This window comes from Parolsenella sp. (assembly GCF_982402205.1).
Map to the genome: position 1 here is coordinate 1 of NZ_CEVYAT010000044.1, position 10,701 is coordinate 10,701.

General features: G+C 65.0%; 10 protein-coding genes. 5 read left to right on the forward strand and 5 right to left on the reverse strand.

Translation table 11 applies throughout. The annotated features are described in order from the left end of the window. Nucleotides 1-107 precede the first annotated feature (107 nt). From AC1VTH_RS03885 to AC1VTH_RS03900, 4 genes are all read right to left on the reverse strand, one after another. Nucleotides 108-557 (reverse strand): MaoC family dehydratase, encoded by a 450-nt coding sequence (locus AC1VTH_RS03885; RefSeq protein ID WP_293673871.1) that lies wholly within the window; start codon nucleotides 555-557, stop codon nucleotides 108-110. Between the two features lie 139 nt (nucleotides 558-696). Beyond that, complete coding sequence (locus tag AC1VTH_RS03890) at nucleotides 697-1,827, reverse strand: CaiB/BaiF CoA transferase family protein (RefSeq protein ID WP_481334798.1); 1,131 nt, start codon at nucleotides 1,825-1,827, stop codon at nucleotides 697-699. A 1-nt stretch (nucleotide 1,828) separates the two neighbouring features. Further along, nucleotides 1,829-2,989, reverse strand: coding sequence for a CaiB/BaiF CoA transferase family protein (locus tag AC1VTH_RS03895; protein ID WP_481334799.1), 1,161 nt, complete (start codon nucleotides 2,987-2,989; stop codon nucleotides 1,829-1,831). A gap of 15 nt (nucleotides 2,990-3,004) precedes the next feature. Continuing rightward, nucleotides 3,005-4,150 (reverse strand): ABC transporter substrate-binding protein, encoded by a 1,146-nt coding sequence (locus tag AC1VTH_RS03900; RefSeq protein WP_481334800.1) that lies wholly within the window; start codon nucleotides 4,148-4,150, stop codon nucleotides 3,005-3,007. Nucleotides 4,151-4,485: 335 nt separating this feature from the next. Here AC1VTH_RS03900 and AC1VTH_RS03905 point away from each other — a divergent pair, with 335 nt between their 5' ends. The 5 genes from AC1VTH_RS03905 to AC1VTH_RS03925 all read left to right on the forward strand — a co-directional run bounded on the left by AC1VTH_RS03905 (nucleotide 4,486) and on the right by AC1VTH_RS03925 (nucleotide 9,158). Beyond that, nucleotides 4,486-5,508, forward strand: coding sequence for an L-rhamnose/proton symporter RhaT (locus AC1VTH_RS03905; RefSeq protein ID WP_481334801.1), 1,023 nt, complete (start codon nucleotides 4,486-4,488; stop codon nucleotides 5,506-5,508). Between the two features lie 144 nt (nucleotides 5,509-5,652). After that, nucleotides 5,653-6,747, forward strand: coding sequence for a Gfo/Idh/MocA family protein (locus AC1VTH_RS03910; RefSeq protein ID WP_293673876.1), 1,095 nt, complete (start codon nucleotides 5,653-5,655; stop codon nucleotides 6,745-6,747). Between the two features lie 99 nt (nucleotides 6,748-6,846). Further along, nucleotides 6,847-7,740 carry an amidohydrolase family protein gene (locus tag AC1VTH_RS03915; protein ID WP_481334802.1) on the forward strand — a complete coding sequence of 298 codons (894 nt, stop codon included), beginning with the start codon at nucleotides 6,847-6,849 and terminating at the stop codon, nucleotides 7,738-7,740. Nucleotides 7,741-7,847: 107 nt separating this feature from the next. Beyond that, on the forward strand, nucleotides 7,848-8,174 hold the full coding sequence (locus AC1VTH_RS03920) for an L-rhamnose mutarotase (RefSeq protein ID WP_481334804.1): 327 nt from the start codon (nucleotides 7,848-7,850) through the stop codon (nucleotides 8,172-8,174). 108 nt (nucleotides 8,175-8,282) lie between these two features. Further along, nucleotides 8,283-9,158: a dihydrodipicolinate synthase family protein gene (locus AC1VTH_RS03925; protein ID WP_481334805.1), complete on the forward strand. Its 876-nt coding sequence runs from the start codon at nucleotides 8,283-8,285 to the stop codon at nucleotides 9,156-9,158. A 450-nt stretch (nucleotides 9,159-9,608) separates the two neighbouring features. Here AC1VTH_RS03925 and AC1VTH_RS03930 read toward each other — a convergent pair whose 3' ends face one another. Further along, entirely contained in the window at nucleotides 9,609-10,307 is a 699-nt protein-coding gene (locus tag AC1VTH_RS03930) for a FadR/GntR family transcriptional regulator (RefSeq protein WP_481334806.1), read from the reverse strand. Nucleotides 10,308-10,701 lie beyond the last annotated feature (394 nt).

The window sequence follows — 10,701 nt, forward strand, 5'->3', positions numbered from 1 at the left end:
AGACAGACGGCGGCATGGGGCCAAATGGCGAGTGACGCCGCCTGGTGCGGGGCGCTGCCCGGGGAGTGGCGACGCCCCGGGCAGCCTCGCGGTCGCGGAGGCGGCGTCTAGGCGTCGCGCTTCTGGCACATGAGCAGGTGATCGGCGACCATGACGGTCTCGCCGCGCTGGTTGAGCACCTCGAGGTGCTCGGTCACGATGCCCATGTTGGCGCGCTTCTTGTGGTCCTTCTTGTCGGAGATGGTCACCACGGTGTGAATCGTGTCGCCAATGAAGACCGGCTTGATGAAGCGCAGGTGGTCGTAGCCATAGGAGAAGGCCACGGGGTTGATAAACGAGGCGGTGAGGCCAACGCCCACGCTGAAGGTCAGCGTGCCGTGGGCGATGCGCTGGCCAAACTCGGTGTTCTTGCAGAACTCGGCGTCGATGTGGTGGGGGAAGAAGTCACCCGTCTGGCCGGCGTGGATCACGATGTCGGCCTCGGTGATGGTCTTGGCGCCCGTGGTGCGGGAGTCGCCGAGCTGGTAGTCCTCGAAGTAGCAGGCCTTCTCGTCCATGATGTGTCCTTTCGTTTGAAGCGGCGCTGTCGCCGTTGGTTGCCTGTGTGGGTAAAGCTGGCGGAGCAAGACGTGCGGGTGGAGCAGATGCCGCGGGATGTGCGCGGCGCGTGCGAGAAGAGCGGGAGACGGGTACGCCCTAGGCCTCGAGCAGGGCGTTGTCCTGGCCCACCGTGGGCGCGGCGGGGCCGCCGTGCGGGCGCTCGCCGTCGATGACGATGGGGCAGCACGTGGTCTGCACGCGGGTGCCGTTGGCGCGGCTGACCTCCTGGGTCATGTGCAGGCTCTTGAACGCCTCGGTGCCCATGAGCTTATCCCAGGTGTAGACATCGGCGCACCAGACGTCGGCCGGCTCGAGGATCGAGAGCCAGTGGGCCGTGGTCTGCGTCGCGAGGTGCTCGGCCACGATGGCCTTGATCTCGTCGCGCTTCGTGTGCCAGGTCTCGGAGTCGGTGTAGGCCTGCAGGGCTTCGCAGCCAACGAGCTTGCCCAGGCGGGGGATGGGGATCATCGCGAGCGCCAGGTAGCCGTCGGCGGTGGCGTAGATGCCGTAGGGCGCGTCGATGAAGGCGTTGGCGTTGTTGATGGCGCTGCGTTCGGGGGCCTTGTGGCCGTCGTTGAGGTAGGTGGTGAAGACCTCGAACTGGGCGTCGAGCAGCGAGCGCATGAGGTCAACCTCGACGTGCGCGCCCTGACCCGTGCGCTTGGCGCGCAGGATGCCCGCGAGCAGGCCCTGGGCCAGGTGCTGGCCGGCGAACAGATCGCCGATGGAGAGGCCCATGGGCATGGGCGGCTGGTTGGCGTTGCCGTTGAGGAAGCAGATGCCCGAGAGCGATTGGGCCAGCAGGTCCTGGCCGGGACGGCCCACCCAGGGGCCCTTCTTGCCGTAGCCGGTGATTTCGCCGTAGACAATCGCGGGGTTGAGCTCGCGAACCGTCTCGTAGTCGACGCCCAGGCGCTCGGCCACGCCGGGGCGGTAGTTCACGACCACGACGTCGGCTTCGCGCACGAGGCGCTCGAGCGCGGGGCGGCTCGCCGGGTCCTTGAGGTCGAGCGTGACGCTGCTCTTGTTGCGGTTGATGGCGTGGAACAGCGACGAGTCGCCGTCGATGTCGCAGTTGGAGATGTAGAGCGTGCGGCAGATGTCGCCGGTGCCGGGGCGCTCCACCTTGATCACGCGGGCGCCCAGGTCTGCGAGGCGCAGCGTCGCCGAGGGGGCGGAGAGGAACTGGCTCAGGTCGAGCACGGTGATGCCCTCGAGTGGCCTCATGCTACTCAGCCTCCTTCTCGTCGAGGTGGAACTCACGGATGATGCGGTCGGTGTCCTCGCCCAGGCGCGGGGCGCTCTTGGAGGCGCCCAGGTCCTCGCCGGCGAAGGTGATGGGGCAGCGCGTGGTGAAGACGTGCTCGCCCTCGACGCGGCTCACGTCCTGGACAAAGTCGAGCGCGGCGAACGCGTCGGAGGCCACGAGCTTCTCCCAGGTGTAGACGTCGGAGCACCAGTAGTCGCGCTCCTGCAGAAGGCCTAGCCAGTGCTCGGTGGTGTTGGTCTGGAGCACGTCCTGGATCTTGCGCTTGATCTCGTCGCGGCGGTCGAACCAGTCGGCCTGGTTGGTGTGGGCGGCGACCTCTTCAGACCCGATGATCTGACCCAGCTCGGGCACCGAGCCCATGGCGAGCGCGATGTAGCCGTCGCTCGTCTCGTAGATGCCGTAGGGCGCGGAGAGGTAGGCGTGGGCGTTGTTGAAGGCGCTGCGCTGCGGGGCCTTGTGGCCGTCGTTGAGGTAGGTGGTGATGACCTCGAACTGCAGGTCGAGCACGCTCGCGAGCAAGCTCGCCTCGACGTGGCCACCAACGCCGCTGGTCTCGCGGCGGATGAGGCAGGAGAGGATGCCCTCGGCGGCGTGGACGCCCGTGTAGGAGTCTGCGAGCGACAGGGCAAAGGGCATGGGCGGCTGGTCGGCGTTGCCGTTGAGCCAGGCGAGGCCCGACAGCGACTGGACGAGCAGGTCCTGGCCGGGCTTGGCGGCCCAGGGGCTCAGCGCGCCGTAACCCGAGATGCTGGCGTAGACCAGGCGCGGGTTGAGCTCGTGCACCTGCTCCCAGCCTAGGCCCATCTTGTCCATGACGCCGGGGCGGAAGCTCTCGATGAGCACGTCGGCCTGGGCGATGAGGCGCTTGGCCATGCTAAGGCCCTCGGGGCTCTTGGTGTTGAGCGCGATGCTCTCCTTGTTGCGGTTGATCGTGTGGAAGTTGAGGCCGTCGCCGTCTGCCATGCAACCCTCGAGCACGAGGTGGCGCGAGCCGTCGCCCACGCCGGGGCGCTCGATCTTGATGACGCGGGCGCCCAGGTCGGCGAGGCGCAGGGCCGCGGAGGGCCCGGCGAGGTACTGGCAGAAGTCAAGGACGAGGATTCCCTCGAGAGGTTTCATGGTGTCACGCTCCCCTTATGCCTTGGCGCGCGAGGCGACGTAGAGCTCGTCGAGCTTGGTGAGCGTCTCCTCGGCCGCCTGGCCTCCCTGCACGAACTCGTGTAGGATCGGGCCGGCGTTGTCCTGGAAGTAGAGGTAGCCGCTGTAGCGCGGGCGCAGGTAGGCGGCGTCGAGCGAGTCGAGGGTGTCGGCGAAGAAGCCCAGCGTGGTGCGGTTGCACTCCTCGTCGAGCCAGGCGGCGCGGTGGCCCGGCTGGCCGCCGCAGTCCGTGTAGAGCGTGCGCTGCACCTCGGGCGAGAGGGCGTACTGAGCAAACGCGAGGGCCTCGTCGGCGTGCTGGGTGCCCGCCGAGATGGCGAGGCCCGTGCCGCCGAGGACGCCCTGCAGGATGCCGCCGTCGTGGTAGGTCACGACGTTCGTGGCCTTGACGGGGTGGGCGGCGTAGCCACGGCGCGAGTAGTTGACGTAGCCGTAGACCCACGGGCAGTAGACGGCCGTGTCGCTTGCGCACAGCTCCTCGGCAAGGCCGATGGGGTTGAGCGAGAAGACCTGCTCGGGGCACAGGCTCGCCAGGTGGCGCATGTCCTCGAGGACCATGAGGCCGGTCTTGGCGTCGACGACGTGGTCGGGGTCGGCCTCGTTAAAGAGGGCGCCGCCCGCCGTGGCGCACATGCCGTAGAAGTCCATGAGCAGGTAGGTGGGCGTGGCGGCGTAGAGCACCTTGCCCGTGGCGGCGAGCTCGAGCACCTCGTTAAAGGTGCGGGGCAGCTCGTCGGCGGCGATCTTGTCGGGACGTGACAGGGCGATGGGCGAGGCGGCGTCGATGGGAAGGGCGCTCTGGAAGCCGTCGAAGTTGTAGCTCATGAACGACTTGCCCACCGAGTTGGCGCGCTGGTCTGCCATGAAGTCCGCCGGCAGGTGCTCGGCGAGGTTCAGCAACACGTTGTGCTTGGCCGCGAAGCCCGCCCAGGGGTGGTCGATGATAAGGAAGTCGTAGCTGCGTGCCAGCTCCTCGATGGGCTTGCTCTCGAACTCGGAGAGCGAGCGCTTCTCCCACACGATGTCGGTGCCGGGGTTGAGCTCGCTGAAGCGCTGGGTCACGCCAACGATGGACGTGAGGCCGCGGCTGTGGTTCCAAGTGATGCCTCTCAGTGTTGCCATGTCTTCTCCCTAGAAGAGGGCGAGTGTTTTGGGGCGCGTCGCTACATATATGAAGGGTCGCGCTGACGAAAGTGTAATTGGTAGTACCAAAGTTGTCTAGAGCAAGGGCGAAATAGCCAATTGGTAGTACCAATATTCCGCTTGCACCCAAAAATCGACCGTTCGCCTTGCTGAAAAGGTCTGAATTTGCCCCAATGGTTGCAAAAGCGCACAAGGCAAATAAATATTGGTGCTACCAGAAACGCCTACGGCATCCGCGGGCCCGGCAATCTGGCGAACCACCGCACCATTCGATTTCCCCTAATCGTCTACTGGCAAAGACAAGGAGCAAAGAGATGGCAGTTGCAGGTTTTGGCGTTCTCTTGCTTGCGACCCTGTTCCAGGGCAGCTTTGGCATTTGCTTTAAGAAGTACCAACCGTTCTCGTGGGAGGCCTTCTGGGCGCTCTTCTCGATCATCGGTGTTCTGCTGATGCCGCACATCTGGGCCTTCATCGGCATCGGCGGCGACTACTTCTCCTACCTCACCCAGACCCCGACGCCCATGCTCATCGGCGGCGCCCTGGCCGGCTTCTTCTGGGGCATCAGCTCCATCTGGTACAGCCGCGCCATTGACTACATCGGCGTCTCGCTGGTCACGGGCATCAACCTGGGCCTCTCCAACCTTCTGGGCAGCCTCGTTCCCATGGCGATCCTGGGCACCTGGCCCTCGCCGAGCGTCCTCGCCCTCATCCTCGCCGGCCAGGCCGTTCTTCTCGTGGGCGTCATCGTTCTTTCCAAGGCTGGCTTCATGAAGCGCGCCGAGCAGGGCGAGACTGAGGAGTCCGGCGCCGGTGACGGCAAGAAGTCCCTGTTCATGGTCGGCTTCATCATGGCCCTCGCCTCTGGCGCCGGCTCCGCCGCGATTAACATCGGCGCCACCGCCTCCGGCACCCCCGTCAACATCGCCGTCGAGGCTGGCGTTGAACCGATGATGGCCTCCCTGCTCCAGTGGTGCGTCGTCTTCGCCGGCGGCTTCGTCGCCAACTTCTTCTACGCCCTGTACAAGCTCGTCAAGAACCACACTTTCTCCGACTACACCAAGCCCGGCTGCGGCAAGGCCTACGGCAAGGTCCTGCTGACCTCCTTCGTGTGGTTCGCCGCCCTCGGCGTCTACGGCTTCGCCACGTCGCTGCTCGGTGACCTCGGCCCCGCTGTCGGTTGGGTCATGTTCAACGGCCTCGCCCTCATCGTGGCCAACGCCTGGGGCTTCAAGGACGGTGAGTGGAAGGGCTTCGAGAAGCCCAAGAAGGTCGCCCTCATCGGCAACGCCGTCATCATCGTCGCCCTCGTCATCCTGGGCATCTCCAACGGCATGTAAGCCGCCCGCCGCACGGGCTGTCCCCTTCAGCCCGCGCGGTCTCTTCTCACAAGTATCAAAGCTCTAACTTGTACTGCGCCAACTAGCTTTCTCCATCATATGTACGGGCGACGCGTCGCCCTCACAAGCAAAGGAGTTCTAACCATGGCAGTCGACAACGTCTCCTCGATCGACGAGCTCACCTACGTCCCCGAGATGCCCGAGAAGCCCCGCCCCATCGTCTCGATCGGCACGGGCGGCATCGTCCAGGGCTCGCACTACCCGGCCTACAAGCTCGCCGGCTACCCGGTCATCGCCTGCTACGACGTGAACCTCGACAACGCCAAGAAGGCCGCCGCAGACTGGGGCGTCCCCACGGTCTGCGAGACCCTCGAGGACGCCGTGAAGGTGGGCGTCGAGGCCGGCGCCGTCTTTGACGTCGCCGTCCCGGCCAACTTCACCCGCGAGATTCTCGAGCAGCTCCCTGACGGTGCCGGCGTGCTCATGCAGAAGCCCATGGGCGAGAGCATCGAGGAGGCCCGCGCCATCCTCGAAGTTTGCCACCGCAAGAACCTGACCGCCGGCGTCAACTTCCAGCTGCGCCAGGCCCCGTACATGATCGCCGTGCGCAAGCTCATCGCCGACGGCGTCATCGGCCAGGTCGTTGACATCGACCACCGCCTCGTGGGCGAGCAGCCCTGGAACCTGTGGCCCTTCCTGTTCCCCAAGGACCGCGTGGAGATCAACTACCACTCCATCCACTACATCGACAACATCCGCAGCCTCGTTGGCGACCCCAAGGCCGTCTACTGCAAGACGATGCAGCACCCCAAGATGCGCGAGCTCGCCCAGACCCGTACCGCGATCATCATGGACTACGGCGATGACCTGCGCGTGAACCTGCACATCAACTTCAACCACAACTACGGCCGCAAGTACCAGGAGTCCACGCTCAAGATCGAGGGCCTCGAGGGCGCCATCCGCGTCAAGCTTGGCCTCATGTACGACTACCCCGAGGGCGAGCCCGACTCCGTCGAGTACATCACCTTCAAGGACGACGAGTGGAAGACCGTCCCGGTGCGCGGCAGCTGGTTCAACGAGGCCTTCATCGGCACCATGGGTGGCCTGATGAAGAAGCTCGACGACCCGAGCTACGAGTACATGAACTCCGTCGAGGACGCCTTCCACACCATGTGCGTCGTCGAGGCCTGCTACAAGTCCAGCGCCGAGGGTGGCACCCCGGTCGACTACACCGAGTAGCTAATCCCAACCCTCGGGATGGGGCGCGGCCGTAGGGGGCCGCGCCCGCCTTCCCGACCTACCGCGCGCCAGCGCAACCGCGAAGGAGCACCGCCGCCCATGATGAACATCATCGATACCCACGTGCACGTCTGGGACCTCGACAACTACCGCCTCCCGTGGCTCGACGGCGAGGGCCCCACCCTCAAGCGCAGCTACTCGGTCGAGGACTACAAGTCCCTGTGCGACGAGTCTCACGGCTACCACGTGGAGCAGGCGGTCTACATCGAGGTCGACATGGCCCACGACGAGCGCCCCCGTGAGAACGAACTCGCCTGCCAGATGGTCGAAGACGCAGACGGCATCTATGGCGCGGCCTGCATCTCGGGCAACCTCGACGAGCCGGGCTTTGACGAGTACATCACCAAGTGGGCGGCCCGCCCGCAGATCCGAGGCCTGCGCCAGGTGCTCCACGTGCCCAGCGCCGCCCCCGGCACCTGCCTGGGCGAGGGCTTCCTTGCCAACGTCCGCCGCATGGGCGAGCTGGGGCTCGTCTTCGAGGGCTGCGTGCGCTGCCCCGAGCTGGGCGACCTCGTGACGGTTGCCAAGGAGTGCCCCGACACCACTATCGTGCTCAACCACATGGGCATCGTCGACGCCGACATCATGGGCGCCGCCAATCCCACGGAAGACGAGCGCGCCTATCAAGAGACCTGGAAGCGCAACATGGCCGAGCTGGGGCAGCTCGACAACGTGGTATGCAAGGTCTCGGGCCTCAACCCCATGAAGCCCTGGAGCACCGACACGCTCGCCTGCGCCGTCGACGTGGCGCTCGACGCCTTCGATGCCGACAAGGTGATGTTCGCGAGCAACTTCCCGGTGCTCCACGTGGCGATGACGCTCGACCAGTGGATCTGCGCGATGCTCGAGATGACCGAGTCGATGGACGCCGCAGACCGCGAGGCGCTCTTTGCCGAGAACGCCCGCCGCGTGTACCGCATGGGCACCCGCTAGCGCAAACGTTCGCGGCTCGGGCCTCGCGCAGCGGTGACGCCCGGTCGCACCCCACTCATCAGGAACGCCCGCGATGCGTCGCGGGCACCAAGCAAAGGAGAATCACTATGCCTCGGGTTATGCGTTTTGGCTCCGTCTCCCGCACCGATGGCGAGGAGGGCTACAAGAAGTACGCCGCCTACCACTCCAACCCCTTCGAGGGCGTCAACGAGATGATCAAGGCCTGCAACCTGCAGAACTACTCGATCTACTACTACGACGGCCTGCTCTTCTCGTACTACGAGTACGTGGGCGACGACTACGAGGCCGACATGGCCAAGATGGCCGCCGACCCCAAGACCCAGGAGTGGTGGGCCGCGGTCGTTCCCTGCATGAAGCCCCTCACCGATGACGGTCCGTGGGTCGACATGCAGGAGGTCTACCACCTCGACTAGCACCGCAAGCTACCTTTAACGATGGGCGCCACTCCCCGGCGCCCATTTCCCAGGGCGCCCGCAATGGGCGCCCGTTTTGGCAAAGCCGCAACCCGCGCAAAGGAGAAGATGATGGAAGGCCTGTACGTAGCGTCGATGGTGCCCTTCGACGAGAACGGAAAGATCAACGACGAGGTCGCCCGCGAGATGATCGAGGCGAACCTCGCCGAGGGCGCGGCCGGCTTCTTCGTGGCCGGGTCGTCGGGCGAGTGCTTCCTGCTGAGCCCCGAGGAGCACCTGCACCTCTTTGAGGTCTTTGCCGAGTACAAGGACAGGTGCACGCTCTTTGCCCACGTGGGTTCGTGCGGTACCGACGAGAGCGTGGCCTATGCCAAGGCTGCCGCCGAGATGGGCTACCAACGTATCGCCGCCACGCCGCCCATCTACTTTGGCTACTCCTCGGCCGCGGTTGCCGGCTACTACGACGACATCGCGAGCGCGGTGGGCCACGGCGTCTACTACTACAACATCCCCATGAACACCAAGCGCACGCTCAACCTCTACGACGCCGACACCCGTGCGATGTTCGCCTCGGGCTCGATCGCGGGCGTGAAGCACACCAACCTCGACCTCTACGAGATGGAGCGCCTGCGCGCCATCAACCCCGAGCTCAAGTGCTTTGGCGGCTTTGAGAACGAGATGGTTGCGTTCATGGCGATGGGCTGCGACGGCTTTATCGGCTCGACGTTCAACTTCATGCTGCCGCACTACCTCAAGGTGTACGAGGCCTTTAACGCCGGCCGCCTCGACGAGGCCCGTGAGCTGCAGGTCAAGGCCAACAACATCATGGAGGCCATCATGGGCGAGGGGCTGTTCCCCTCGATCAAGCACATCCTGGCAAAGCGCGGCGTGGCCGTGGGCCAGATGCGCAAGCCGTTCCTGCCTCTCTCCGAGGAGGCGGCCGCCCACGTTGACGCCGTCGTGGCGGAGAACCTCGTCAAGTAGGCTGGGGCGCGCCGGACGGCGGGGTGGAGGAAGGGCTTCCCTTGCCGCAGGCTGCCTGCGTGCTGCCGAGGCGCACTGCTCGTCTCGGCCTGCTCATGAATGAGGCCCTGACTGCTGGAAGGGAGCAGCGGGGCCTCTCTTTGTTGCGATGCTGGTTGCGACGGTGCGCCGCGTTCGCGATTCTCGGCCAAACGCGAACGCGCTCCTCACTTCCAACTCTCAAGTGCGCACTTTGCTTCCAGTTCTCAAGCGCGCCTCACTTCCAATTCTCATAATCCTAGGAAAATGGGGATATATCTATCCGCTAAAAGGCCATATCGCCATAATCCTAGGATTTTGAGCAGGGTGCGGCGTGCGGGCATGCGGCGTGCAGCGTGCGGGGGTGCAGCATGCGAGCGTGCAACCTGCGGGCATACGGCCCGCGGCTGTGCCTCTCGGCCTGGTGCGCCGCTACTCGGTGGTGAGCTGGCTGATCGAGTTGGCGAAGAAGCCGTCGATGTTAGAGACCACGCGCGAGCGGTCGTCTTGGGCAAACGACTTGAGCACCTTGACGCGCCACAGGATGGCGCTCTCCTTGGAGGTGGGCATCGACAGGATTTGCAGGGCGCTGTCGTGGCGCAGCACGATCATGGTCTGCATGAGCTTGTCGTAGATGCCGTTGCCGCAGTTGGTACCCACGTAGGTGTCGATCTCGTCGATGAGCTGGCAGAACGCCTCGCCCGAGACCTCGTTCGTGTCGAGCGAGAAGAGCTTGTCGGCGTAGTCCTGCAGCGTGTCGATCACCTCGTCGGTGCGGCGGTCGAAACACGAGAGGTAGACGGTGCCCTCGATGAGCTTGCGCGCATCGTAGAGGTTCTCGTAGTCAGAGATCTCGCGGTGATAGCTCCACAGGATGGTCTCGCGCGGAATCTGGGCGCTCCGTTCGGCCACGAACGAGCCGCCGCCGGGGCGAATGTCGATGAGGCCGATGAGCGACAGGGCGCGCAGGGCCTCGCGGATGCGGCTGCGGGTGACGCCGAACATCTCGGCCAGGGAGCGCTCGTCGGGAAGACGCTCGCCGGGAGCCAGCTCGCCGGAGGTAATCTGCTCGGCCAGCTGGTTCATGATCTGCTCGGTGAGGGTTTCCTTCTTGACGGGCTTGACTTCCATGGCGTGCTTCCGTTCCTGCGCGAGTGCTTAATATCGCAAGTTTACCCGAAAAAGCGCTGCTATTTGACGCGATGAATCCCACTTGACATGTTTGCGCCCGCCTTGGCCCCCGCAGTTGTCCCGTCGCATCCTCTCAATCCCGTCTCGCCTCTTCCTTGATTTCTGCGCGCTCATCCGCTCCCTCTCTCGCAGATTCCTAGGAAAAAGCCGTTAACGCTGTCCGCTAATTGCGGTTAACGACACAATCCTAGGAATCTGGATTTGGGGAAGCGCGCTGCGGCGGTCGAAGCGGTGGCTGGCGGGCGCTGCGACGGGCAGGGGGGCACTGCGGCGGTCGAAGCGGTGGCGGGCAGGGGCGCTGCTGTGGGGAAGCGCGCTGCGGTGGGCGAGGCGG

Bases quoted from the DNA above. Each gene is read 5' to 3' on its own strand.
- AC1VTH_RS03925 (WP_481334805.1), top strand. From the start codon at position 8,283: ATGATGGAAGGCCTGTACGTAGCGTCGATGGTGCCCTTCGACGAGAAC.
- AC1VTH_RS03890 (WP_481334798.1), bottom strand. From the start codon at position 1,827: ATGAGGCCACTCGAGGGCATCACCGTGCTCGACCTGAGCCAGTTCCTC.
- AC1VTH_RS03900 (WP_481334800.1), bottom strand. From the start codon at position 4,150: ATGGCAACACTGAGAGGCATCACTTGGAACCACAGCCGCGGCCTCACG.
- AC1VTH_RS03910 (WP_293673876.1), top strand. From the start codon at position 5,653: ATGGCAGTCGACAACGTCTCCTCGATCGACGAGCTCACCTACGTCCCC.
- AC1VTH_RS03920 (WP_481334804.1), top strand. From the start codon at position 7,848: ATGCCTCGGGTTATGCGTTTTGGCTCCGTCTCCCGCACCGATGGCGAG.
- AC1VTH_RS03885 (WP_293673871.1), bottom strand. From the start codon at position 557: ATGGACGAGAAGGCCTGCTACTTCGAGGACTACCAGCTCGGCGACTCC.
- AC1VTH_RS03930 (WP_481334806.1), bottom strand. From the start codon at position 10,307: ATGGAAGTCAAGCCCGTCAAGAAGGAAACCCTCACCGAGCAGATCATG.
- AC1VTH_RS03895 (WP_481334799.1), bottom strand. From the start codon at position 2,989: ATGAAACCTCTCGAGGGAATCCTCGTCCTTGACTTCTGCCAGTACCTC.
- AC1VTH_RS03915 (WP_481334802.1), top strand. From the start codon at position 6,847: ATGATGAACATCATCGATACCCACGTGCACGTCTGGGACCTCGACAAC.
- AC1VTH_RS03905 (WP_481334801.1), top strand. From the start codon at position 4,486: ATGGCAGTTGCAGGTTTTGGCGTTCTCTTGCTTGCGACCCTGTTCCAG.